Raw genomic sequence first — 23,548 nt, forward strand, 5'->3', positions numbered from 1 at the left:
AGCGGCTGGACAGGTTGACCTGTCCGGCGTGCGGAACCTGGACGCTCTGGTCACCGCGGAGCGCCGGACGGCCGGATTAGGGTGACTCGGCATGAGCACCAGTGAGCACGGCCCCGCCTCGTTCGCCGTATCCGTACCGGATGCCGAGCTGGAGGCCGAGGACCTCGATCCCGGCCAGATCCTCTCCGGCGAGCCCGTCGTGACGGGCAAGGTGCTGTGGGAGTCCCCCGACGGCAAGCAGCTGCGCGGCATCTGGCAGATCACCGAGGGCGTGGTGACCGACACCGAGGCCAACGAGCTGTTCGTCGTGGTCAGCGGCCGCGCCACCATCGAGGTCGAGGGCGGGGAGACCCTTGAGGTGGGCCCCGGCTCCGCCTGCGTGCTCCGGGAGGGCGACAAGACCACCTGGACCGTCCACGAGACGCTGCGCAAGGCATACCACATCAGCTACTAGCCGCAGGCGCGGCAGCGGCGGCAGCGGGATGGCGGCGCCCGGTGAACAGGGCGAGCGCCGCCATCGGCAGCAGCAGGCCCGCGCCGATCACGTTCAGCCAGCCGTAGCCCGCATGGGACATGACCAGGCCGGCGGCCGCGCCGCCCACGCCCGCGCAGGTGTTCATGGTGAGGTCGCTCAGACCCTGTACGGCGGCCCGCGCGGCCTGCGGCACCGAGTCGGTGAGCAGCGCCGAGCCGGAGACCATGCCGGCGGACCAGCCGAGGCCGAGCAGGAACAGGCCGGCGGCGCTCTGCGCGTGGTGGGGTCCGGCGGTGCCGGCGAGCAGGGCGGCCAGTGACAGCAGCCCGGCCGCCAGGCCGATCACCGACAGCCGGCCGACCCGGTCGGCGAGCCAGCCCATGACCGGCGAGAAGGCGAACATGCCGGCGATGTGGCCGCTGATCACCAGGCCGACGAGCTCCAGCCCGGCGCCGTGGTGGCCCAGGTCGACCGGGGTCATCACCATGATCGAGACCATGGTGGTGTGGGACACCGCGACGGTGACCAGGGCAAGCCGCGCCCGCGGGGAGGCCTTGACGGCCGCGAGCCCGGCGCGCAGCGAGCGGCCCGCGCGGGTCTGCTCCTCGGGGCCGGCCAGCGCCCGGGCCGTCAGCAGCGGGTCCGGCCGCAGGAGTACGGCGATCAGGGCGCCGGTGAGGACGAAGACGGCGCCGGCCCAGACGAAGGGGCCCGCCGTCTCGGGTATGGAGGTCCCGGCGAAGCTGCGGCTGGCCGGGGCGGAGAGGTTGGGGCCGAGCACCGCGCCGAGGGTCGACGCCCAGACGACGACGGCGACGGCCCGGGCCCGCCGGTCCGGGGCGGCGAGGTCGGCGGCCGCGAACCGGGCCTGGAGGTTGGCGGAGGAGGCCGCTCCGAAGGCGGCCATGCCGAGCATGAGCAGCGGGAAGCTCTTGATCGCGGTGGCGAGGACCACCAGGGCCGCACCGGCGGCGCCGATCCCGTACCCGAGGACCAGCCCCGGGCGGCGGCCGCGCGCGGTCATGAGCGCGGCGAGCGGCAGGGAGACGGCCGCGGTGCCGATCACCGCGGCGGTGGAGGCGAAGCCGGACAGCGCTTCGGTGCCGCTGACCTGCGTCGCGAGGACCGGGGCCAGGGCGATGCTGATGGGCACGCCGAGGCCGCCCAGCATCTGGCTCGCGATGAGCACCGCGGAGGTGCGCCGCTGCAGCCGGGGCAGGTCGGCCGGGCCGGCCGACGCAGCGGGCCGGTCGGTGCCGGGGACGGTCGTCATGCCGCCCACCCCCGTCGCGGCGGCGCAGGGCAGTGTACGGGCGCGGTGCGGCCTGAGGCGGCAGGAGTAGTCACCGCGGCAGTCTCCCACCCCTTACCGCCGGACGGAACGGGGGATGCACACCCGGGCACCCCCGGGCACACCCGGGCACCCCGGTCAGAACAGCGGCTGCGGCAGGACGCCCTCCAGCGCCAGCAGCGACCGCTTGGTCTCCACCCCGCCGCCGAACCCGCCGATGCCCCCGTCGTTCTCCACGACCCGGTGGCAGGCCACCACCAGCGGGAGCGGATTCGACCCCATGGCGTTGCCCACGGCCTGGGCCGCGCCCGGCTGTCCGACGCGGGCCGCGAGCTCCCCGTACCCCACGACCGCCCCGTACGGCACCGAGCGGTCCAGCTCCTGGAGCACCTGCCGGTTGAAGCCGGAGCTGAGCCGCCAGTCCAGCGGCAGGTCGAAGCGCTTGAGCGAGCCCGCGAAGTAGGCGGTCAGCTGGCGTATCGGCTCGGCCAGCAGCACCTCCTCGCCCGGTGCCGGGCGCCGGGCGTCGGCGCCGAGCCGGGAGACGAGGGAGCCGATCATCTTCTCGACCCGGTCCGGACCGGCATGGAACTCGACCCGGACCAGACCCTCGGGGGTCGCGGCCAGGAGCAGGGGACCGACGTCGCTGGGGACGACGGTCCATTCGAGGTGCGGCCCGCGGGGCCGCTCGGTGCTGTCCACCCCTCCACCGTACGGGGCGGGTACGACAGCCCGGACCCTTCCCGGCGCCCCTGGTACGGGAAGGCGCCTGGTACGGGAAGGCCCCTAGTACGGGAAGGCGCCGAGCAGCGCCTCCTGGCCGAGCACCGCCTGCTGTACGACGTCGGGGGCGTTGGTGATGATCCCGTCCACGCCCATCCCCTGCACCTTCCGGGCCGTCGCCTCGTCGTCCACGATCCAGGTGTCCACCTCCATCTTCCTGCCGTGGGCGCCCAGCAGGCCGTGCACCGCCGCCACCCAGTCGGCCGAGATGGTGGTGTGCCACGGGTTGATCCGGTCCGTGAACTCGGCGTACTTCGGCAGGTCGGCGACGGTCGGGGTGCCCAGGAAGGCCGTCACCAGGTCCGGGCGCAGGCCGTGCACGATGCGTACGCAGTCCGCGCTGAAGCTCTGCACGACCAGGCGGCGCTGCACGTGGTCCGTGTCGAGCCAGCCGGCCTCGTCCAGCACCTGCAGCGTCTCCTTCTCGATCCCGGGGTAGAGCTCGGGCTTCTTGATCTCCAGCAGCAGCCGCTGCCGGTTGTCCTGCACCCGGTCGAGGTACTCCCGCAGGCTCGGCACCCGGGCGCCCGCGAACTCCTGGCCGAACCAGCTGCCCGCGTCGAGCGTGGCGATCTCCGCCGCCGTGAAGTCCCTGACCCGCCAGGGGCTCCGGTCCGGGAACGCCTGCTCGACGTCGGTGGTGCGGGCCAGGGTGTCGTCGTGGACCACCACCAGCTCCCCGTCCTTGGTGCGCTGGACGTCGTTCTCGACCCAGTCGAAGCCCAGCCGCATCGCGAGGTCGATCGCGTCGAGGGTGTTCTCCGGGGCGTACGCCGAAGCGCCCCGGTGGGCGTACACGACGGGGCCCAGCAGCCCCGCCGCCCCGGTGGCGCCGGCGGGGGAGGCCGGGGAAGAGGGGGAGGAGGGGCCGGTCGCGGCGGACGAGGTCGTCCCGCCCAGCACGGTCAGGGTGAAGCCCAGGAATGCGGCGGCGGCCGCGGCGGCGGGTCGGACGTACATGTGCGTTCTCCTCGGTTCGGAGCCCTGTTCCTGCGTCAGACGCGTGCGGAATGGCAGACGTTGCGGCGATGCACCACACGGGGGACCTCTACGGCGATCATGCGGTTGATGATCACGGGGCCGCCACCGAACTACGACAAACGGACCAGAAAGGAGGACTTCCGTCCCGCCCCCCGGACCGGCGCAGCGCCGCGGACCCGCGCGCGGCTGCGTGAGTGTCAGTGGGGGGTCGTACGGTGGAGTCATGCGGCCCGTATCGAAGATCGAACGCACGGTGGCGCCTTTCGAGGTCGTCAGCCCCTACCAGCCCAGCGGCGACCAGCCGGCGGCCATCGCCGAGCTGGAGAAGCGCATCCGTGCAGGTGAGAAGGATGTCGTCCTGCTGGGTGCGACCGGCACCGGCAAGTCGGCGACCACCGCCTGGATGATCGAGAAGCTCCAGCGCCCCACTCTGGTCATGGCGCCGAACAAGACGCTCGCCGCCCAGCTGGCGAACGAGTTCCGCGAGCTCCTGCCGAACAATGCCGTCGAATACTTCGTCTCGTACTACGACTATTACCAGCCCGAGGCGTACGTTCCGCAATCGGACACGTACATCGAGAAGGACTCCTCGATCAACGAGGAGGTGGAGCGGCTGCGCCACTCCGCGACCAACTCCCTGCTCACCCGGCGCGACGTGATCGTCGTGGCGTCCGTGTCCTGCATCTACGGCCTCGGTACCCCACAGGAGTACGTGGACCGCATGGTCCCCCTCAAGGTCGGCGAGGAGATGGACCGGGACCAGCTGCTGCGCCGTTTCGTCGACATCCAGTACACGCGCAACGACGTGGCCTTCACCCGCGGTACCTTCCGCGTGCGCGGGGACACCATCGAGATCTTCCCGGTCTACGAGGAACTGGCCGTCCGCATCGAGATGTTCGGCGACGAGATCGAGGCCCTCTCCACCCTGCACCCGCTGACCGGCGAGGTCATCAGCGAGGACCGCGAGCTGTACGTCTTCCCCGCCAGCCACTACGTCGCAGGCCCCGAGCGCATGGAGAAGGCGATCGCCGGCATCGAGACGGAGCTGGCGGAGCGCCTCGCCGAGCTGGAGAAGCAGGGCAAGATGCTGGAGGCGCAGCGCCTGCGCATGCGCACCACGTACGACCTGGAGATGATGCGCCAGATCGGGTCCTGCTCCGGCATCGAGAACTACTCGCTGCACATGGACGACCGCGAGCGCGGCTCCGCGCCCAACACCCTCATCGACTACTTCCCCGAGGACTTCCTCCTCGTCATCGACGAGTCGCACGTCACCGTGCCGCAGATCGGCGCGATGTACGAGGGCGACGCCTCGCGCAAGCGGACCCTGGTCGACCACGGCTTCCGGCTGCCGTCCGCGCTGGACAACCGGCCGCTGAAGTGGGAGGAATTCCAGGAGCGGATCGGTCAGACGGTCTACCTGTCGGCGACCCCCGGCAAGTACGAGCTCTCCCGCGGCGACGGCTTCGTCGAGCAGATCATCCGTCCCACCGGCCTCGTCGACCCGGAGGTCGTGGTCAAGCCCACCGAGGGCCAGATCGACGACTTGGTCCACGAGATCCGGCAGCGGGTGGAGAAGGACGAGCGCGTCCTGGTCACCACCCTCACCAAGAAGATGGCCGAGGACCTCACGGACTACTTCCTGGAGCTCGGCATCCAGGTCCGCTACCTGCACAGCGACGTCGACACCCTGCGCCGGATCGAGCTGCTGCGCGAGCTGCGCGCCGGCGAGTACGACGTCCTGGTCGGCATCAACCTGCTGCGCGAGGGCCTCGACCTGCCCGAGGTGTCGCTGGTCGCCATCCTCGACGCCGACAAGCAGGGGTTCCTGCGCTCGGGGACCTCCCTGATCCAGACCATCGGCCGCGCGGCGCGCAACGTGTCGGGCCAGGTCCACATGTACGCGGACAGCATCACCCCGGCGATGGCGCAGGCGATCGACGAGACCAACCGCCGCCGGGAGAAGCAGGTCGCCTACAACACGGCGCACGGGCTCGACCCGCAGCCGCTGCGCAAGAAGATCAACGACATCGTGGCCACCATCGCCCGGGAGGAGCTGGACACCGAGCAGCTGCTCGGCACCGGGTACCGCCAGGGCAAGGACGGCAAGGCTCCCGTGCCTTCGCTCGGCGTGGTCAAGGCGGGCCAGGTCACCGTGGGCGGCAAGGGGGTCAAGGGCGCCAAGGCCGCCAAGGCGGCCAAGGAGGCCGCGGTGCTGACGGACCGTCCGGCCGAGGAACTGGCCGCGCTCATCGAGCAGATGACGGAGCGGATGCGCGGCGCGGCGGCCGAGCTCCAGTTCGAGGTCGCGGCCCGGATCCGCGACGAGGTGGGCGAGCTGAAGAAGGAGCTGCGGCAGATGAAGGAAGCGGGCCTCGCCTGACCCGGGGCCGGTCAGTAGGGTTGGCAGCAGCCGCAGGTACATGTGCGCACCCACATCGGGGGCGGGCTAGGAGAGGGGACAGCGCGTGACGGTCAACATGACCAAGGGTCAGGCCATCAGTCTGCAGAAGCAGGACGGGGGCACGCTGACCGCGGTCCGGATGGGCCTCGGCTGGCAGGCGGCCAAGCGCCGCGGGCTGTTCGGCTCGCGGACCCGGGAGATCGACCTGGACGCGTCGGCGGTGCTCTTCGCCGACAAGCAGCCGGTGGACGTGGTGTTCTTCCGGCACCTGCAGAGCGACGACGGCTCGGTCCGGCACACCGGTGACAACCTCGTCGGCGGCGCCGGCCAGGGCGGGGACGACGAGTCGATCCTCGTCGACCTCCAGCGCGTGCCGGTGCACATCGACCAGATCGTCTTCACGGTGAACTCGTTCACCGGCCAGACGTTCCAGGAGGTGCAGAACGCGTTCTGCCGCATCGTCGACGAGACCAACGGCCAGGAGCTGGCCCGCTACACCCTGGACGGCGGCGGGCAGTACACCGCGCAGATCATGGCGAAGGTGTCGCGCGCCGGCAGCGGCTGGCAGATGACGGCCCTCGGCAACCCGGCCAACGGCCGCACCTTCCAGGACCTGATGCCGGCGATCCTGCCGCACCTGTAAGCAGTACGGCACCACCGCAGTACGGCAGAGCAACGGAAAAGAAGAGCAAGGGCGCGGGGGAGGGCTGCACGATGACGGCCGAACTGGTCCGGGGGCAGAACCACCCCCTGTCCCGGACGCAGGTGGAGATCAGGGTCTCGGCGGGTACGCCCGTCCTGGCCCTGGCCTCGGCCTGCGATGACGCGGGCCGGCTGGCAGGCCCCGAGTCGGTGGCCCACCCCGGCGCCCGGAAGCTGCCCGGAGTGGAGGTGCCGGGGGCGGTGGCGGGCGATCACCGCTTCGCCGTCGACCTCGACGCCGTCGCCCCGTCCGTCCACCGGCTCGGGGTGGTGCTCGTCCTGCCGCCCGGCGGCCCGGCGCGCTTCGGCGCGACCCCTGCCTCGTACGTGGCCGTGGCCGACCCGGAGGGCGCCGAGCTCGCCGCGTACACCGTGACCGGGCTGGAGTCCGAGACCGCCGTCGTGGCCCTCGAGCTCTACCGGCGCCAGGACGCCTGGAAGGTCCGCGCCGTGGGCCAGGGGTACGCCGACGGGCTCGGCGCGCTGCTCGCCGACGCCGGGCTGGACGCACCGGCCGCCGTCGCCCTGGCCGCCGCGGTCGTGGGAGCGGCCGCGCGGGACGAGGCGGCGCGCGCCCCCGCGCCCACCGCGTCCCGGCCCACCGGGGCCGCCCCCGGGACTCCGCCCGGCCGTCCGCAACCGCAGGACGCGGCTGCGGCCGGGCCCGCCCCGGCGGCCCCCGGGCAGCCGGGGCCCGTCCCGGTCTCCGGAGTCCCGTACGCCGGTACGCCGGGCACTGCGCCCGGGGACTCCGGCGACGGCCCGCCCACGCTCGACTACGTGCACCCGCGCAGGCGCCGCAGCACCACCGAGCCGCCCGAACCGGCGCCGCAGGCCGCCGCGCCCGCGCAGCCCGGCCGGCCGCCGGTGCCCGTCGCGGGTGACGCCAGCGGCTGGTCCATGGACGAGCGGCTCTACAACCAGGTCTGGGGCATGTTCGAGGACCTGGCCCGCTCGGTGGCCGCCTACCGCAGCGCCTGCGACTTCGCCGAGTCCCGGATGGACCGCGAGCTCGACGACGCGCTGTCCGACCCCCGCCACCGCCTGGGCGGCTCCGGCAACACCGCCCGCGACGAGGCACGGGCCCGCCACGACGAGCTCGTCGACCAGGCCAAGGCCGTGCTCGACCGGGACCTCGCCCAGCTGATCGCAGAGTCCGAGGTGGTCGAGCCCGCACTGCCGGCCCCGTACGCCCGCTGGGCCAACCCCGTCTGGCACGGGCACGGGGTCCCCGAAGAGGCCCCGATGGCCCTGCGCCTCGGTGACCTGCACCTGCCCGAACGGCCCGACCTGCGCATCCCCATGCTCGTGCGGCTCCCGCTGGAGCGCGGGCTGTGGATCGACAACGGCCGCACCGGTTCCGAGGCCGCGATGGCGATGGACACCGACCGGCTCCGCCGGGCCGCCATGGACATGGCCGTCGCGCACGCGGTCCGGCTGCTCGCGGTCCACCCCGGGGACCGGTTCTCCGTGCACGTCATCGACGCGGCCGGGGCGGGAGCCGCCTCCCTGGCGCCGCTGGTCGCGGCCGAGGTGCTGGCCGGCCCGCCCGCAGCGGGTGCCGCCGGGGTCACCCAGACCCTGGCGGAGCTGACCCGGCGGGTGGACCTCGTACAGATGGCCGTACGGGCCGGGGCGCCGGAGGACCTGCCGCCCGATGTGGACACCGCCGACCAGCTGCTGATCGTGCACGACTTCCCGCACGGCTTCGACGACCGGGCCGTCACCCGGCTGCGCTACCTGGCCGATGAGGGTCCGGCGGTCGGCGTGCACCTGCTGATGGTGGCGGACCGCGACGAGGCCTCGGCGTACGGGCCGCTGCTGGACCCGCTGTGGCGCTCGCTGATGCGGCTGTCGCCGGTGCCGGACAACCACCTCGCGGACCCGTGGGTGGGCCACGCCTGGACCTTCGAGCCGGACCTGCCGCCGCAGGGCAGCCGGGTCCTGGAACAGACCCTGGACCGGATCGCCGCGGCCCGTCGCAATGCCCGCCCATGACCGGTTCTTGGTCTTCCCTTTACCTTTGCGGGCTCTGACGGGTAACCTGGGCGCGCGGAGGGGAGTATTCCTGCTTTCCTGCTACGGCGTACCCGTCAATACGGACCGCTTCGGTCAATGAACCGCAGTCGGTCCCGGGGCGCCGGCCCGCGGCCTCCAGGCCGCCCGGGTGGAAGAGACCTCCGGCAGCGATGACGCTGACCTGTGTGCTGAGCCATCTGCCGGAGGCGAATGAGCAGTGGATGTTTCGTTGAACGTCTGGGTGCTGACCATTCTCGGTCTGAGCATCCTCATCGGCGCCGATTTCTTCATCGGCCGCAAACCCCATGACGTGTCGGTGAAGGAAGCCGGCATCTGGACGGTCGTCTGGATCGTCCTCGCCGGACTCTTCGGTCTCGGCCTGATGTTCTTCGGCAACAGCCAGGCCTCCCAGGAGTTCTTCGCCGGCTTCATCACCGAGAAGTCCCTGAGCGTGGACAACCTGTTCGTGTTCGTCCTGATCATGGCGAAGTTCGCGGTGCCCTCCCAGCTCCAGCAGCGCGTGCTGCTGGTGGGCGTGCTGATCGCCCTGGTGCTCCGCGCGATCTTCATCGCGGCCGGCGCCGCGATCATCACCAACTTCTCGTGGGTCTTCTACATCTTCGGCGCGTTCCTGATCTACACCGCCTGGAAGCTCATCCAGGAGGCGCGCCAGGACGAGGACGAGGAGGAGTTCGAGGAGAACCGCCTTCTCAAGTCGATCGAGAAGAAGTTCGGCGTCGCCGACCAGTACCACGGCACCAAGCTCTTCATCCGGAACAACGGCAAGCGGATCATGACGCCGCTGATGATCGTGATGCTGGCCATCGGCACCACCGACGTGCTGTTCGCCCTGGACTCGATCCCCGCGATCTTCGGCCTCACCCAGGACCCGTACATCGTCTTCACCGCCAACGCCTTCGCCCTGATGGGTCTGCGCCAGCTGTACTTCCTCATCGGCGGCCTGCTCAAGAAGCTGGTCCACCTCAGCTACGGCCTGTCCGTCATCCTCGGCTTCATCGGCATCAAGCTGGTGCTGCACGCCCTCCACGAGTCCGGCGTGCACGTCCCGCAGATCTCCATCCCGGTCTCTCTGGGTGTCATCTGCGCTGTCCTGGTGATCACCACGATCACGAGCCTGATGGCCTCGAAGAAGCAGGCGGCCGCCGAGGCCGCCGCCCGCTCGGAGAGCATCGACGCGTAGGGCCCACGGGTCTGAGGGGTCACGCGGGGGCGGCCGCTTCGGCCGCCCCCGTTCCCGTACCCGCGCTCGTGCCCGACTCGGTACCCGGGCCCGTCCGGGCCCGCACGAGCGTCGGGTTCGTCTCCGGGAGCAGTGCGAAGCAGACCAGGCTGAGCAGGGCGATCGCGCTCAGGTACACGGCCACGCCCCACGGCGGACCGGAGCCGTCCGCCAGCGCCGTCGCCACGATCGGGGTCAGCGCGCCACCCAGCACCCCGCCCAGGTTGTAGCCCACGGCCGCGCCCGTGCAGCGGATCCGCGGGGCGTACAGCTCGGGCAGGTACGCGCCCACCACGGCGAACATCGTCACCATGCCCAGCAGCCCGCCGAGGCAGCCCAGCGTCATCAGCAGCGGGTCCCCGGTGCGCAGCAGCGCGATGAACGGGAACATCCACACCAGGCAGAGCGCGCAGCCGACCAGGCACAGCGGCCGCCGGCCGTGGCGGTCGCCGAGCACCGCCATCACCGGGGTCATCAGGCCCTTGAGCGCGACGGCCGTCATGACGCAGGCCAGCATCACCGTGCGGTCCACGCGCAGGTGCTCGGTCGCGTAGGCGAGGGACCAGGTGGTGACCGCGTAGAAGACCGCGTACCCGATGGACAGGGCGCCGCCGGTCAGCAGGAGCAGCCGCCAGTGCCCGCGCACCACCTCGGACAGCGGGGCGTCGGAGCGCCGGCCGGTCTCGGCGAGGGCGCGGAACTGCGGGGTCTCCTCCACCGAGCGGCGCAGCCACAGCCCGGCGAGGGCCAGTACGCCCGCGGCCCAGAACGGGACGCGCCAGCCCCAGGAGGCGAACTGCCCGTCGGTTAGCGTGGCGGACAGGGTGAGGGTCATGCCGTTGGCCAGCAGGAAGCCCACCGCCGGGCCGACCTGCGGGAAGCTGGCCCACAGCCCGCGCCGATGCTCGGGGGCGTGCTCGGCGGTCAGCAGGACCGCGCCGCCCCACTCGCCGCCGAGGCCGAGCCCCTGGAGGAAGCGCAGCACCAGCAGCAGGAGGGGTGCTGCCATGCCGATCGTCGCGTACGTCGGCACGCAGCCGACCGCCACCGTGGCGAGGCCCGTCAGCAGCAGGGAGCCGAGCAGGACCGGGCGCCGCCCGTAGCGGTCGCCGATGTGGCCGAAGACGACGGAGCCCAGCGGGCGGGCGAGGAAGCCGACGCCGAACGTGCCGAAGGCGGCGAGGGTCCCGGCGAGCGGGGAGAAGGACGGGAAGAACAGCGGGCCGAGCACGAGGGCGGCGGCCGTGCCGTAGACGAAGAAGTCGTAGAACTCGATGGCGGTTCCGGCGAGCGAGGCCGAGGCCAGCCGCAGCATCGAGGGGGAGCGGGGAACGACGGGGAGAGGGAGGGCGGGGGAGGGTTCTCGTTGCATGGTGCAGCAATTACCCCGCCCCACACCCCCAGGACGTGCGTTCGGTCATCTTCGACCGGAAGGAGTGCTTCCTGTCTCGGTGTTGACCGGGATCGGGCGGGTGCTACCAGCCGCGCTCGCGCCATTCGGCCAGGTGCGGCCGTTCCGCGCCGAGCGTGGTGTCGTTGCCGTGCCCCGGGTAGACCCAGGTCTCGTCCGACAGCTGCTCGAAGAGCTTGTGCTGCACGTCGTCGATGAGGCTGGCGAAGGCCTTCGGGTCGTTGTTGGTGTTGCCGACGCCGCCCGGGAAGAGGCAGTCCCCGGTGAACACGTGCGCGTGCCCGTGCGGGTCGTCGTAGATCAGCGCGATCGAGCCGGGGGTGTGCCCGACCAGGTGGCGGGCGGTCAGCGTGACCCGTCCGACCTTGATCGTGTCCCCGTCCGCCACGGGCACGTCGGTGGCCACCGGGATGCCCTCGACGTCGTCGGCGCCCGCGTAGGTGCGCGCGCCGGTCGCGTCGACGACCTCCTGGAGCGCGCCCCAGTGGTCGCCGTGCCGGTGCGTCGTGACGACGGACGCGATGCCGTCGTCGCCGATCAGCTGCAGCAGGGTCGCCGGCTCGGCGGCCGCGTCGATCAGCAGCTGCTCGTCGGTGGCCCGGCAGCGCAGCAGGTACGCGTTGTTGTCCATGGGGCCCACCGCGACCTTGGAAATCATCAGGTCCGGGAGTTCGTGCACGTCGGCCGGACCGCCGACCTTGACCGCTCCGCTGTACGTCATGTCCTGATCCTAGAGCGGGGGGAGGGCCGGGAGGAGGCCGCCGACGACAGTGAGGTGTGCGCCCTTGTCCCCGCGCCCGGCCAGCCAGCCGAGGAGCTCGGCCGCGGTGCCGACCAGGGTGACCGGGCCGCCCTCGGCGCCGCCGGTGTGCCACGTGGAGCCGCTGCCGTCGCCCTCGCTCTGCAGGGTCACCGGGGGCACCTCGGGGCGCCCGGCCCAGCGGTCGGCGAGGAAGGCGATCTCGCGCCCGGTGAACTCCTCCGGGAGGTCGGAGAGCTCGTAGCCGATGTTCAGGTCGACGTGGTGCAGCTCGACCTCGACGAGGCGGCGGAAGGGCACGTTCGCGGCCAGGTCGGTGACCCCGTTGCGCAGCTCGACGGTGCGCGACCAGTCCTGGTCCTGCGCGGTCTGCGCCAGGAAGCCGGCGTGGGTCTCGCGCAGGTCGGCGAGCTGGACCTCCAGCGGGCGCGGGGCGTCGCGCTCGATGTCGGAGTCACGGGCCTCGGCGCTCTCGTACATCGGTCGGCCCGCGAAGACGTTGACGAGGGCGTCCGCGTTGCGCGCGAGGTGGGCCAGCACGTGGCCGCGGGTCCAGCCCGGGAGGTGTGACTCCTCGGCCAGGGCGGCGTTGTCCAGTTTCGCGACCGCGGTCAGCAGTCGGTCCGTGGCTTCACGTACAGATTGCAGGTCGTGCACATGATCAGTCATGGATCCGAGCCTAGTGCCGCGGCGCCCCGGCCACACGAACGGGTGAAGCCGTCCGGGGAGTGCCGTAAATCGAATGCGCGTGCTATACGCTCGAAGTCCAAGCTCTCTTCCCCGTTGCAGAGGCGCCCCCCATACCCTGGGACGGGGGCCCGTGCCCCCGCTCTCTCAAGAAAGGTGCGGACCGGCGTGACCGACCGTCTCATCGTTCGTGGCGCTCGCGAGCACAACCTCAAGAACGTCTCGCTCGACCTGCCCCGCGACTCACTCATCGTCTTCACCGGACTCTCCGGTTCGGGCAAGTCCTCCCTGGCCTTCGACACGATCTTCGCCGAGGGCCAGCGCCGCTACGTCGAGTCGCTCTCGTCGTACGCCCGCCAGTTCCTGGGGCAGATGGACAAGCCCGACGTGGACTTCATCGAGGGGCTCTCGCCGGCCGTCTCGATCGACCAGAAGTCGACCTCGCGCAACCCGCGCTCGACGGTCGGCACCATCACCGAGGTCTACGACTACCTCCGCCTGCTCTTCGCGCGCATCGGCAAGCCCCACTGCCCGGAGTGCCGCCGCCCCATCTCGCGCCAGTCGCCGCAGGCGATCGTCGACAAGGTGCTCGCACTCCCCGAGGGCAGCCGCTTCCAGGTGCTCTCGCCACTGGTGCGCGAGCGCAAGGGCGAGTTCGTCGACCTCTTCTCCGACCTCCAGACCAAGGGCTACAGCCGGGCGCGGGTGGACGGGGAGACCATCCAGCTCTCCGAGCCGCCGACGCTGAAGAAGCAGGAGAAGCACACGATCGAGGTGGTCGTCGACCGCCTCACCGTCAAGGACAGCGCCAAGCGCCGGCTCACCGACTCCGTGGAGACCGCCCTCGGGCTCTCCGGCGGCATGGTGATCCTGGACTTCGTCGACCTCGCCGAGGACGACCCCGAGCGTGAGCGGATGTACTCCGAGCACCTCTACTGCCCGTACGACGACCTGTCCTTCGAGGAGCTGGAGCCGCGCTCCTTCTCCTTCAACTCGCCCTTCGGCGCCTGCCCCGAGTGCACCGGCATCGGTACGCGCATGGAAGTGGACCCGGAGCTGATCATTCCGGACGAGGACAAGTCCCTGGACGAGGGCGCGGTCTCCCCGTGGTCCCTCGGCCACACCAAGGACTACTTCCAGCGGCTGATCGGCGCGCTCGCCGGCGAGCTGGGCTTCCGTACGGACATCCCGTGGGCCGGGCTGCCGCTGCGGGCGAGGAAGGCCCTGCTGTACGGGCACAAGACGCAGATCGAGGTCCGCTACCGCAACCGGTACGGGCGGGAGCGGGCGTACACGACGGCCTTCGAGGGCGCCGTGCCGTTCGTCAAGCGCCGGCACGCCGAGTCCGAGAGCGACGCCAGCCGCGAGCGCTTCGAGGGCTACATGCGCGAGGTGCCCTGCCCGACCTGTGAGGGCACCCGGCTCAAGCCGATCGTGCTCGCGGTGACGGTGATGGAGAAGTCCATCGCCGAGGTCGCCGCGATGTCGATCAGCGAGTGCGCGGACTTCCTCGGGCGGATGCGGCTCGACGCCCGCGACAAGAAGATCGCCGAGCGGGTCCTGAAGGAGGTCAACGAGCGGCTCCGCTTCCTCGTCGACGTCGGCCTGGACTACCTCTCGCTGAACCGCGCCGCCGGCACCCTGTCGGGCGGCGAGGCCCAGCGCATCCGCCTCGCCACCCAGATCGGCTCCGGCCTGGTCGGCGTGCTGTACGTCCTGGACGAGCCCTCCATCGGGCTGCACCAGCGGGACAACCACCGGCTGATCGAGACGCTGGTGCGGCTGCGGGACATGGGCAACACCCTGATCGTCGTCGAGCACGACGAGGACACGATCAAGGTGGCCGACTGGGTCGTGGACATCGGCCCGGGCGCCGGCGAGCACGGCGGCAAGGTCGTGCACAGCGGCTCGCTGAAGGAGCTGCTGAAGAACGGCGACTCGATGACCGGGCAGTACCTGTCCGGGAAGCGGTCCATCGCGGTGCCGGACATCCGCCGGCCCGTCAACGGGGACCGGAAGCTGACCGTCCACGGCGCCAAGGAGAACAACCTGCGGGACATCGACGTGTCCTTCCCGCTGGGCGTGCTCACGGCGGTGACGGGCGTGTCGGGATCGGGCAAGTCGACGCTGGTCAACGACATCCTGTACACGCACCTGGCGCGCGAGCTGAACGGCGCCCGCTCGGTGCCGGGACGGCACACGCGGGTGGACGGGGACGACCTCGTCGACAAGGTCGTGCACGTCGACCAGTCGCCGATCGGGCGGACCCCGCGGTCCAACCCGGCGACGTACACGGGCGTCTTCGACCACGTGCGCAAGCTCTTCGCGGAGACGATGGAGGCGAAGGTGCGCGGCTACCTGCCGGGCCGCTTCTCCTTCAACGTGAAGGGCGGCCGGTGCGAGAACTGCTCCGGCGACGGCACGATCAAGATCGAGATGAACTTCCTGCCGGACGTGTACGTCCCGTGCGAGGTCTGCCACGGCGACCGGTACAACCGGGAGACGCTGGAGGTCCACTACAAGGGCAAGTCCATCGCCGAGGTCCTGAACATGCCGATCGAGGAGGCTCTGGACTTCTTCGAGGCGGTGCCGACGATCTCGCGCCACCTGCGGACGCTGAACGAGGTGGGGCTGGGCTACGTCCGGCTCGGCCAGTCGGCGCCGACGCTCTCGGGCGGTGAGGCGCAGCGCGTGAAGCTGGCGTCGGAGCTGCAGAAGCGGTCGACGGGGCGGACGGTCTACGTGCTGGACGAGCCGACGACGGGTCTGCACTTCGAGGACATCTCGAAGCTGATCAAGGTGCTGTCGGGGCTGGTGGACAAGGGCAACTCGGTGATCGTCATCGAGCACAACCTGGACGTCATCAAGACCGCGGACTGGGTGATCGACATGGGCCCGGAGGGCGGTTACGGGGGCGGTCTGGTGGTCGCCGAGGGCACGCCGGAGCAGGTCGCGTCGGTGGGCGCGAGCCACACGGGCAAGTTCCTGCGGGACATCCTGGGGGCGGAACGGGTCTCGGACGCCGTCTCGCTCGTGACCCCGCCGAAGAAGGCCGCCGCCAAGCGGACTGCGGCCAAGAAGACGGCGACCCCGGCCAAGAAGGCTGCGGCCCCGGCCAAGAAGGCTCCGGCCCGGGCCCGCAAGGCCTAGCTGCTGCGAGGTGCGTAGTCCGAGGGCCCGGCCGCCGGCCGGGCCCTCAGGGCTATGTCGCCACGCCCACCGCGTGGCCCATCGTGGCCGGGTCCGTCAGGGACGTCAGGAGGGCGTCCGCGACATCTGCGCGGGAGATCGTGCGCGCGTTCGGGACGTTGGCGCCGATGACCCGGCGGTAGCCGGTGCGCGGCTTGTTCAGGAGGCGGGGCGGGCGGATCACCGTCCACTCGGTGCCGCTCGCCCGGATCGCCGCCTCCATGACCGCCAGGTCCGCGTACAGGTCGCGCAGCGCCCGGCGCAGGAGCGGGAGGAAGACCTTCCGGGCCAGTACCCCGTCGCTCGCCACGTCCGGCCCGACCGGCGCCGCGCTCACCGCCGCGAGGCGGCTCACCCCCGCCCGGTCCATCGCCGACACGACGGCCCGTACCGCCGGCCCGGTGACCGGCGCGAGCCGGGCCTGCCTGTTGCTCGCCGAACCCAGGGCGGAGATCACCGCGGACCGGCCCGCCAGGACCGGGACCAGCGCGTCCTCGTCCGTCAGGTCGCGCACCACGGCCACCTGGAGGCGGTCGTGCGCCGGCACGCCCAGCCGGGCGGGGTCGCGGACCACCGCCGTCACCTCGTGGCCCGCGTCGAGGGCCTGTCGGACGACTTCGCGCCCGACACCGCCCGTGGCTCCGAACACCGTCAGTTTCATCGCCGGCTCCCGTCCAAGGGTGGGTGAGCATTTACTCACCCCTTCTTCCGCTAGGGTGAGTGAATGCTCACCCCGAAGTCAAGCCGGCCCACGCCCGAGCGGCTCCTCGACGCCGCCGAGACGCTCATGCGCACCATCGGCCTCGCCAACACGACCACCAAGGCCATCGCCCGCGAGGCCGGCTGCTCGGAGGCCGCGCTCTACAAGCACTACGCGAACAAGGAGGAGCTCTTCGTGCGCGTCCTCATGGAGCGCACCCCCAACGCCGGGCCGCTCATGGCCGAGCTCGCCGGCGACCACGACGAGCGCTCCGTCGAGGAGGCGCTCACCGCGATCGCCCGGCACGCCTCGCTCTTCTACGCCGACGCCATGCCCATGGCCGCCTCGCTCTTCGCCGAGCCCGCCCTGCTGACCCGGCACCGCGAGGGCGTCCAGGAGATCGGCACCGGCCCCCACGTCGTACGCGACGCCCTGACCGGCCGGCTGCGCCGCGAGCTCGAGCGGGGGCGGCTCGGCCCCGGCGCCGATCCGGAAGCGGCTGCCGAGCTGCTGCTCGGGGCCTGCTTCCAGCGGGCCTTCTTCCTGCACTTCTCCGGCCCGGAGGTGGTCCGGCCCGTCGAGGAGTTCGCCCCCTCCGTGGCCCGGACCCTGTGGGCCGCTATCCGCTGAGCTCCGCCGCGTACGGCGGCTCCGCGCCCGCCCGGGTGCAGGTCAGGGCCGCCGCGTGGGCCGCGTAGGCCAGTACGCCGGGCCAGTCCACCGGGCCGCCGGCCGGACCCGCGGGACCCGACAGGCGGTGCAGCAGGGCCGCGTTGACCGTGTCGCCCGCCCCGATCGTGTCCGCCACGGCGACCCGCCGGGCCGGCGCCGTGTACTGCGCACCCTCCCGGGTCCGGACCGTCAGCCCCTGCGCACCCCGGGTCAGCACCACCGCGGAGGGCCCCGCCGCCAGCCAGTCCGAGACCCGGCCGCCCAGCCACCGGGCGTCCTCCTCCGACAGCTTGAGGACGGACACGTACGGCAGCCAGCCCAGGAACCGGGCCCGGTACGCCGCCGGATCCGCGATCAGCGCCGGGCGGATGTTGGGGTCCAGCAGGGTCAGCACCCCGCGCCCGGACTCCCGGCGCAGCAGGGCCTCGTACGCGCTCGCGCCCGGCTCCAGGGCGAGGGAGCACGTGCCGAGGGCCAGGGCCCGGGTGCCGGTGGGGAGCGCCTCGGGCAGGGTGAACAGCCGGTCGGCCGTGCCCTCCACGTAGAAGCCGTACGCCGCCGAGCCGTCCGGGGCCAGCGAGGGCACGGCGAGGGTGGTGGGCTGCGGCCCGCGCTGGACCAGCGAGAGGTCCACCCCGGCCGCACGCAGCCCGGAGAGGAGGCCCTCGCCGAAGCCGTCCGTCGAGACCCGGGAGCAGAAGGCGACGTCCGCACCGAGCCGGCCCAGCGCGAGGGCGGTGTTGTACGGCCCTCCCCCCGCACGCGGCACGAGCGCGCCCGGCGGCTGCGCCACGGGCACGAGGTCGATCAGGGCTTCTCCACCGACGACGATCACGCGGGGGAAGGTATCCCATCGGGCGGCGGAACCGGGCGGCGGTATCGTCGGGGGCGCCCCGCAGGGCCTTCGTGCCCGGAGAACCCCCGTACCAGGAGAACCGCATGTCCGCGTCGCAGTCCGCCGCCCGCCGTACCGTGCTCAAGGGCGCCGCCGCGATCGTGGGGGCCGTCGGCGGCGGGACGGCGCTCGCGGCCTGCTCCACCGAGGGCAACAGTGGCTCCGGCTCCCCGGCGGTCCCCGCCGCCCCGGTGGAGCTCGGCGCCGCGTCCCAGGTCCCGGTCGGCGGGTCGAAGCTGTTCCGGGAGCAGAAGGTGGTCGTCAGCTGCCCGGCGGAGGGCCAGTACAAGGCGTTCAGCGCCCAGTGCACGCACGCCGGCTGCGTCCTCGACAAGATCGTCGAGGGTGAGGGCAACTGCCCCTGCCACGGCAGCCGCTTCGACGTGACGACCGGCAAGGTGCTGCGCGGACCGGCCGCCGACCCGCTGCCCGCCGTCCCCGTCAAGGCCGAGGGCGGCAAGCTCGTCGCAGGCTGAGCCGGACACCCCCGGCAGGGGGACTAGGCCCAGTCCCAGGCGATCCCCAGCAGCCCGCGTCGCACCCCCGGCTCCACCAGGTGTACGGCCCGGTGGCGGCCGCTCGGCGTCAGGTCCGCCAGCCCGCTGCGCGGCGCCCCCGGTCCGGACCGGCTGAACCGCCGGCAGCGCACCGGCAGGGCCGCCTCGTCGAAGCGGACCTGGAGCACGTACTGCCCGCCGCTGTAGCTGAACCCGCGGACGTACTCGGTGCAGCGGCCGCCGGTCCCGTCCTCGAAGCCGTACCCGAAGACGTACGTGTCCCCGGTGCGCAGCCGGGCGTCGAAGAGCAGCTCGGCGACCAGCACCTCGGCATCCCGGTGCCAGCGGACGCGTCCCGTCCGGCAGTTCTCGTCCGCCCGGACGCGGACCCTGGCCGGATCGCAGCCGGGGTCGCCGTGGTGGACGGCGAGGTACCGGTCGACCCCGTCGCGGTGGGCCCGTACGACGTGCTGCGACTCGCGGCCCAGCAGCTCGCCGCCCGCCCCGATCCGTACCCGCTCGTGGTGGCCGACGGTGTGCAGGCCGCCGTCGGCGGGCAGTTCCATGCCGGCCAGCAGCCCCTCCACGGCCGCGCCGACGCTGACCAGGGCCCGGTACGAGCGGGCCGGCGGGCGGACCGCGCCGGGGCCGGCGCCGTCCGGCGCGGCCAGCAGCCGCAGCAGGGTGCCCTCGGGCAGTTCCAGGATCTGCTCCAGGGCCCGTACGGCCTTCAGGGACTCGGGGCGGCGCGGCCGGCGGGCGCCCTGCTGCCAGTAACTGAGGCTGGTCACGCCGAGTTTGATGCCTCGGGCCGCGAGGCGCTGCTGGACGCGGTGCAGGGGGAGGCCGCGGGCGGTGAGGGCGGCGCGCAGCGCGAGATGGAAGGGGCCGGCGCGCAACAGGTGCCCCAGCTCCTGGGCGGTCCCTCGTGCGCTTTCCCGCGTGCTCTCCCCGGTCACGGCTCCTCCTGTGAACATTCACGCACGGTGTGGCGGGAGGGCTCGCGGGTGGCAGCCGGGGTCCAGGTGAAAGGACGGCAGTCGTTCACACTGCGATCCCGCCGTTCACACTGCAATGTCACCGCGTATTGAAGCCTGTTGACCTGGCCGCGACAACACCCTGATGCTCGGCGCAGCGTCCGGACGTGCTCCTCCATCCCCAACCTCCCCGGCCCCACCCGGGGAGATCCCCACACGGGAGGAACGCGATGCGCAACCGAAACCGGCGGCGGCTTTCCCTGGCCGCCGTCCTCACCGCCGTGCTCTTCGCCCTACCCACCGGTACCGCCACCGCCACCGCCGTCGGTGCCGGTGCCAGTGCGGGCACCGAAGCAGGCACCGGCTCCGCCCTGGCGTACAAGCGCCTGAACATCACCATGCAGGCCCAGCAGAAGACCAACTGGTGCTGGGCCGCGAGCGGCAACACCATCGCCACCTGGTTCGGCCGCAACCACACCCAGAACCAGTTCTGCAACGCCGCCTTCAACCGCCAGCAGGGCTACGACTGCCCCAACAACCAGGCCACCCTCGGCAACGTCCAGACCGCCCTGAACTGGACCGGCATCAACTCCGGCTCGTACGTGAACGGCTGGCTCCGCTACACCACCGTGCAGAGCGAGATCGACGCGAACCGGCCGGTCGAGACCCGGATCCAGTGGTCCAACGGCGGCGGGCACATGCACGTCATCTACGGCTACGACACCGCCAACAGCTGGGTCTACTGGGGCGATCCGTGGCCGTCCAGCGACCGCTACAACTGGGCTTCGCACACCTGGTACGTCGACAACAGCACCTTCTCCTGGACCCACTCGCTCTACCGGATCGGGGCGTGACCGCCATGTCCAAGCGCGTCTCCGTTGCGGTCCTCGCGGCTTCGGCCGTCGCCGTCATCGGCGTAGCGGCCCCGCAGGCCTCGGCGGCACCCGTACCGCAGCCGCAGTCCGTCACCGCCGAGACAAGGGCCGCGGCCGCGCAGGCGGCCGGCGCCCCCGACACCCTGGCCACGCTCTCCCGCTTCTTCGCCCGAGAGGGCAAGGTCGCGATGGATGCGGCCCGGCCGCGCATCGAGGGGGAGGCGATACCGGTCAGCTACCTGTCCCCGGACTTCGTGGCGGGCAAGGCCGGGGCGTCCGTGGCCCGGCTGGAGTTCCTGGCCAGCAAGGCGGTCTCCTCGGACGGGCAGCAGGCGGTGCTGTGGACCGCCCGGACCGGGGCGGGGTGGCAGGTCGTGAACATCGCCACCGGCGACGACGAATTCCGCTACGCGCAGATGGGCGCCGCGAAGCTGCCGGGCGGGACGGTGTTCCGGGAACCGCAGATCGACGCGTGGTACGTGGCCCGGGGCGGCCGGGTGCTGCCGCTGGACGAGGATGCGGAGCGTGCCGTCGGGGCGGGGGGTACCAGCCTGGCCGCGTACCGGTCACGGGTGACCCGGGCGTACGGGGACAAGTTGCCGGGGTCGGCGTATGCGGAGGGGGGCATGGCCGGGGGGTACTCGGCTGCCGCCGATGATGCGGGCGCGCCGGTGGCGGCCGGGGCCGTCGCCGGCGGGCTGGCGCTGGGGGCGCTCGGGGTCGTCGCCGTGCGGCGGGCGCGGCGGGGCCGCACGGTCGTCTGACCCGTCCGGTTCGCGCCCGCCGGGGCGCAGCCGGCAGGACCCGGGCGGCCCGTCGGCCGTCCGGGCCCTGGGGGTGCGGCGCCGTTGCTGGGGCGCGCTGCCCCCGCGCCTCAAACGCCGGCGGGGCCGGGCGGCTGGGGCGGGCACGGTGTACGGGGGTTGTCGGTGGGCGGAAGTAGGGTGGTTGGCATGGCCGACCCTTCCAGCTACCGTCCCGCGCCGGGGCAGATTCCCGACTCCCCGGGCGTCTACCGATTCCGCGACGAGCACCGCCGGGTGATCTACGTCGGGAAGGCCAAGAGCCTGCGGCAGCGGCTGGCCAACTACTTCCAGGACCTCGCCGGGCTGCATCCCCGTACCGCCACCATGGTGACCACGGCCGCCTCCGTCGAGTGGACCGTCGTCTCCACCGAGGTCGAGGCGCTGCAGCTCGAGTACTCCTGGATCAAGGAGTACGACCCCCGGTTCAACGTCAAGTACCGGGACGACAAGAGCTACCCCTCCCTCGCCGTGACGATGAACGAGCAGTATCCGAGGGTCCAGGTCATGCGCGGGCCCAAGAAGAAGGGCGTGCGGTACTTCGGGCCTTATGGGCATGCCTGGGCGATTCGCGAGACCGTCGATCTCATGCTGAGGGTGTTCCCCGTGCGGACCTGCTCCGCCGGGGTGTTCAAGCGGTCCGCCCAGATCGGCCGGCCCTGTCTGCTCGGTTACATCGGCAAGTGCTCCGCGCCCTGCGTCGGCCGGGTCACCCCGGAGGAGCACCGCGAACTCGCCGAGGACTTCTGCGACTTCATGGCCGGACGGACCGGGACGTACCTCTCCCGGCTCGAGAGGCAGATGCACGAGGCCGCCGAGGAGATGGAGTACGAGAAGGCCGCCCGGCTGCGCGACGACATAGGGGCGCTGCGCCGGGCCATGGAGAAGAACGCCGTCGTCCTCGCCGACGCCACGGATGCCGACCTCATCGCCGTCGCCGAGGACGAGCTGGAGGCGGCCGTGCAGATCTTCCACGTACGCGGCGGCCGGGTCCGCGGCCAGCGCGGCTGGGTCACCGACAAGGTGGAGGCCGTCGACACCGCCGGGCTCGTCGAGCACGCCCTCCAGCAGCTCTACGGGGAGGAGAGCGGCGAGGCCGTCCCCAAGGAGGTGCTCGTTCCGGCGCTGCCCGAGGACGCGCCCGCGCTGGGCGAGTGGCTCGCGGAGCGGCGCGGGTCGCAGGTCAGCCTGCGCATCCCGCAGCGCGGGGACAAGAAGGCGCTGATGGAGACCGTCCACCGCAACGCGCAGCAGTCCCTGGCCCTGCACAAGACCAAGCGCGCCAGCGACCTCACCACCCGCTCCCGGGCCCTGGAGGAGATCGCCGAGGCCCTCGAGCTGGACAGCGCGCCGCTGCGCATCGAGTGCTTCGACATCTCGCACCTCCAGGGCGACGACGTGGTGGCCTCGATGGTCGTCTTCGAGGACGGGCTGGCCAGGAAGGGCGAGTACCGGCGCTTCGCGATCAAATCCTTCGAGGGGCAGGACGACGTCCGGTCCATGCACGAGGTGGTCTCGCGGCGCTTCCGCCGCTACCTCCAGGAGAAGCTGAAGACGGGGGAGTGGTCCCCGGAGGACGGGGAGGACCCCCTCGCCGAGGACGACGGGCGGCCCAAGCGCTTCGCGTACCCGCCCCAGCTCGTCGTGGTCGACGGCGGGCAGCCGCAGGTGGCCGCCGCCAAGCGGGCCCTGGAGGAGCTCGGGATCGACGACGTGGCCGTGTGCGGGCTGGCCAAGCGCCTGGAGGAGGTCTGGCTGCCCGGCGAGGACGACCCGGTCGTGCTGCCCCGTACCAGCGAGGGGCTCTACCTGCTCCAGCGGGTACGTGACGAAGCCCACCGGTTCGCCATCCAGTACCAGCGGAACAAGCGCGGAAAACGGCTCAAGGCGGGTCCGCTCGACGAGGTGCCCGGTCTCGGGGAAAGCCGCAGGCAGGCCCTGGTCAAGCACTTCGGTTCGGTGAAGAAGCTGAGACAGGCGACAATCGACCAGATCTGCGAGGTCCCGGGCATAGGCCGCAAGACGGCCGAGACCGTGGCCGCGGCGCTCGCCCGGTCGGTTCCCGCCGGTCCTGCCGTCAACACGGCGACAGGAGAGATCATTGAGGATGAGACCCCGCCCCCGCGGGTGGGGGCACCTCCCAGCGGCAGCTGGGGGACATCGTCCGAACGGGGGACCGAGCAATGA

General features: G+C 72.1%; 20 protein-coding genes. 11 read left to right on the forward strand and 9 right to left on the reverse strand.

Annotated features, from left to right (window positions below):
- The first annotated feature begins 91 nt into the window (after positions 1–91).
- On the forward strand, positions 92–454 hold the full coding sequence (locus AB5J51_RS29250; RefSeq protein WP_369779038.1) for a cupin domain-containing protein: 363 nt from the start codon (positions 92–94) through the stop codon (positions 452–454).
- Here AB5J51_RS29250 and AB5J51_RS29255 read toward each other — a convergent pair.
- From AB5J51_RS29255 to AB5J51_RS29265, 3 genes are all read right to left on the reverse strand, one after another.
- Positions 444–1,748, reverse strand: a complete 1,305-nt coding sequence (locus AB5J51_RS29255) for an MFS transporter (RefSeq protein WP_136225959.1) — start codon at positions 1,746–1,748, stop codon at positions 444–446. The genes AB5J51_RS29250 and AB5J51_RS29255 overlap by 11 nt on opposite strands.
- Before the next feature lie 156 nt (positions 1,749–1,904).
- On the reverse strand, positions 1,905–2,468 hold the full coding sequence (locus AB5J51_RS29260; protein ID WP_133898358.1) for a methylated-DNA--[protein]-cysteine S-methyltransferase: 564 nt from the start codon (positions 2,466–2,468) through the stop codon (positions 1,905–1,907).
- A gap of 84 nt (positions 2,469–2,552) precedes the next feature.
- A complete protein-coding gene (locus AB5J51_RS29265; protein WP_136225960.1) occupies positions 2,553–3,509 on the reverse strand; it encodes a glycerophosphodiester phosphodiesterase family protein in 957 nt (318 codons plus the stop codon).
- Positions 3,510–3,753: 244 nt separating this feature from the next.
- Here AB5J51_RS29265 and uvrB point away from each other — a divergent pair, with 244 nt between their 5' ends.
- From uvrB to AB5J51_RS29285, 4 genes are all read left to right on the forward strand, one after another.
- Positions 3,754–5,913, forward strand: a complete 2,160-nt coding sequence (gene uvrB, locus AB5J51_RS29270; protein ID WP_053785774.1) for an excinuclease ABC subunit UvrB — start codon at positions 3,754–3,756, stop codon at positions 5,911–5,913.
- Positions 5,914–5,998: 85 nt separating this feature from the next.
- On the forward strand, positions 5,999–6,577 hold the full coding sequence (locus AB5J51_RS29275; RefSeq protein WP_030292185.1) for a TerD family protein: 579 nt from the start codon (positions 5,999–6,001) through the stop codon (positions 6,575–6,577).
- Positions 6,578–6,648: 71 nt separating this feature from the next.
- Positions 6,649–8,634: a TerD family protein gene (locus tag AB5J51_RS29280; protein WP_136225961.1), complete on the forward strand. Its 1,986-nt coding sequence runs from the start codon at positions 6,649–6,651 to the stop codon at positions 8,632–8,634.
- 238 nt (positions 8,635–8,872) lie between these two features.
- The gene (locus AB5J51_RS29285) at positions 8,873–9,856 is read left to right on the forward strand and encodes a TerC/Alx family metal homeostasis membrane protein (protein WP_053785776.1); all 984 of its coding nucleotides are present in this window, start codon (positions 8,873–8,875) and stop codon (positions 9,854–9,856) included.
- Positions 9,857–9,875: 19 nt separating this feature from the next.
- Here AB5J51_RS29285 and AB5J51_RS29290 read toward each other — a convergent pair whose 3' ends face one another.
- From AB5J51_RS29290 to AB5J51_RS29300, 3 genes are all read right to left on the reverse strand, one after another.
- Positions 9,876–11,210 (reverse strand): MFS transporter, encoded by a 1,335-nt coding sequence (locus tag AB5J51_RS29290; RefSeq protein ID WP_136225990.1) that lies wholly within the window; start codon positions 11,208–11,210, stop codon positions 9,876–9,878.
- Between the two features lie 160 nt (positions 11,211–11,370).
- Complete coding sequence (locus tag AB5J51_RS29295; protein WP_053785778.1) at positions 11,371–12,027, reverse strand: MBL fold metallo-hydrolase; 657 nt, start codon at positions 12,025–12,027, stop codon at positions 11,371–11,373.
- A 9-nt stretch (positions 12,028–12,036) separates the two neighbouring features.
- Positions 12,037–12,735, reverse strand: coding sequence for a maleylpyruvate isomerase family mycothiol-dependent enzyme (locus tag AB5J51_RS29300; protein WP_053785779.1), 699 nt, complete (start codon positions 12,733–12,735; stop codon positions 12,037–12,039).
- A 186-nt stretch (positions 12,736–12,921) separates the two neighbouring features.
- On the opposite strand from AB5J51_RS29300, the gene uvrA reads away from it, so the two are divergent.
- Positions 12,922–15,903 carry an excinuclease ABC subunit UvrA gene (gene uvrA / locus AB5J51_RS29305; protein ID WP_053785780.1) on the forward strand — a complete coding sequence of 994 codons (2,982 nt, stop codon included), beginning with the start codon at positions 12,922–12,924 and terminating at the stop codon, positions 15,901–15,903.
- Between the two features lie 52 nt (positions 15,904–15,955).
- Here uvrA and AB5J51_RS29310 read toward each other — a convergent pair whose 3' ends face one another.
- Positions 15,956–16,603, reverse strand: coding sequence for an NAD(P)-dependent oxidoreductase (locus AB5J51_RS29310; RefSeq protein ID WP_136225962.1), 648 nt, complete (start codon positions 16,601–16,603; stop codon positions 15,956–15,958).
- 63 nt (positions 16,604–16,666) lie between these two features.
- On the opposite strand from AB5J51_RS29310, the gene AB5J51_RS29315 reads away from it, so the two are divergent.
- Positions 16,667–17,272, forward strand: coding sequence for a TetR/AcrR family transcriptional regulator (locus tag AB5J51_RS29315; protein ID WP_053785782.1), 606 nt, complete (start codon positions 16,667–16,669; stop codon positions 17,270–17,272).
- On the opposite strand, the gene AB5J51_RS29320 is transcribed toward AB5J51_RS29315, so the two are convergent.
- On the reverse strand, positions 17,262–18,149 hold the full coding sequence (locus tag AB5J51_RS29320; protein WP_369779039.1) for a carbohydrate kinase: 888 nt from the start codon (positions 18,147–18,149) through the stop codon (positions 17,262–17,264). The genes AB5J51_RS29315 and AB5J51_RS29320 overlap by 11 nt on opposite strands.
- 104 nt (positions 18,150–18,253) lie before the next feature.
- Here AB5J51_RS29320 and AB5J51_RS29325 point away from each other — a divergent pair, with 104 nt between their 5' ends.
- A complete protein-coding gene (locus AB5J51_RS29325) occupies positions 18,254–18,685 on the forward strand; it encodes a Rieske (2Fe-2S) protein (RefSeq protein ID WP_053785784.1) in 432 nt (143 codons plus the stop codon).
- Between the two features lie 23 nt (positions 18,686–18,708).
- On the opposite strand, the gene AB5J51_RS29330 is transcribed toward AB5J51_RS29325, so the two are convergent.
- Positions 18,709–19,665 (reverse strand): hypothetical protein, encoded by a 957-nt coding sequence (locus tag AB5J51_RS29330; RefSeq protein WP_053785785.1) that lies wholly within the window; start codon positions 19,663–19,665, stop codon positions 18,709–18,711.
- Positions 19,666–19,913: 248 nt separating this feature from the next.
- Here AB5J51_RS29330 and AB5J51_RS29335 point away from each other — a divergent pair, with 248 nt between their 5' ends.
- From AB5J51_RS29335 to uvrC, 3 genes are all read left to right on the forward strand, one after another.
- Positions 19,914–20,537 carry a papain-like cysteine protease family protein gene (locus AB5J51_RS29335; RefSeq protein ID WP_369779040.1) on the forward strand — a complete coding sequence of 208 codons (624 nt, stop codon included), beginning with the start codon at positions 19,914–19,916 and terminating at the stop codon, positions 20,535–20,537.
- Positions 20,538–20,542: 5 nt separating this feature from the next.
- Positions 20,543–21,322, forward strand: coding sequence for a hypothetical protein (locus AB5J51_RS29340; RefSeq protein WP_369780334.1), 780 nt, complete (start codon positions 20,543–20,545; stop codon positions 21,320–21,322).
- Positions 21,323–21,511: 189 nt separating this feature from the next.
- Positions 21,512–23,548: an excinuclease ABC subunit UvrC gene (uvrC, locus tag AB5J51_RS29345; RefSeq protein ID WP_053785787.1), complete on the forward strand. Its 2,037-nt coding sequence runs from the start codon at positions 21,512–21,514 to the stop codon at positions 23,546–23,548.

This window comes from Streptomyces sp. R33 (genome assembly GCF_041200175.1).
GTDB classification, from domain to species: Bacteria; Actinomycetota; Actinomycetes; order Streptomycetales; family Streptomycetaceae; genus Streptomyces; species Streptomyces katrae_B.

Excerpts from the sequence above, each read along its gene's own strand:
- AB5J51_RS29250 (WP_369779038.1), top strand. The coding sequence starts at position 92 with ATGAGCACCAGTGAGCACGGCCCCGCCTCGTTCGCCGTATCCGTACCG.
- AB5J51_RS29255 (WP_136225959.1), bottom strand. The coding sequence starts at position 1,748 with ATGACGACCGTCCCCGGCACCGACCGGCCCGCTGCGTCGGCCGGCCCG.
- AB5J51_RS29265 (WP_136225960.1), bottom strand. The coding sequence starts at position 3,509 with ATGTACGTCCGACCCGCCGCCGCGGCCGCCGCCGCATTCCTGGGCTTC.
- uvrB (WP_053785774.1), top strand. The coding sequence starts at position 3,754 with ATGCGGCCCGTATCGAAGATCGAACGCACGGTGGCGCCTTTCGAGGTC.
- AB5J51_RS29280 (WP_136225961.1), top strand. The coding sequence starts at position 6,649 with ATGACGGCCGAACTGGTCCGGGGGCAGAACCACCCCCTGTCCCGGACG.
- AB5J51_RS29290 (WP_136225990.1), bottom strand. The coding sequence starts at position 11,210 with ATGCTGCGGCTGGCCTCGGCCTCGCTCGCCGGAACCGCCATCGAGTTC.
- AB5J51_RS29295 (WP_053785778.1), bottom strand. The coding sequence starts at position 12,027 with ATGACGTACAGCGGAGCGGTCAAGGTCGGCGGTCCGGCCGACGTGCAC.
- AB5J51_RS29300 (WP_053785779.1), bottom strand. The coding sequence starts at position 12,735 with ATGACTGATCATGTGCACGACCTGCAATCTGTACGTGAAGCCACGGAC.
- AB5J51_RS29310 (WP_136225962.1), bottom strand. The coding sequence starts at position 16,603 with ATGAAACTGACGGTGTTCGGAGCCACGGGCGGTGTCGGGCGCGAAGTC.
- AB5J51_RS29315 (WP_053785782.1), top strand. The coding sequence starts at position 16,667 with ATGCTCACCCCGAAGTCAAGCCGGCCCACGCCCGAGCGGCTCCTCGAC.
- AB5J51_RS29325 (WP_053785784.1), top strand. The coding sequence starts at position 18,254 with ATGTCCGCGTCGCAGTCCGCCGCCCGCCGTACCGTGCTCAAGGGCGCC.
- AB5J51_RS29335 (WP_369779040.1), top strand. The coding sequence starts at position 19,914 with ATGCGCAACCGAAACCGGCGGCGGCTTTCCCTGGCCGCCGTCCTCACC.
- AB5J51_RS29340 (WP_369780334.1), top strand. The coding sequence starts at position 20,543 with ATGTCCAAGCGCGTCTCCGTTGCGGTCCTCGCGGCTTCGGCCGTCGCC.
- uvrC (WP_053785787.1), top strand. The coding sequence starts at position 21,512 with ATGGCCGACCCTTCCAGCTACCGTCCCGCGCCGGGGCAGATTCCCGAC.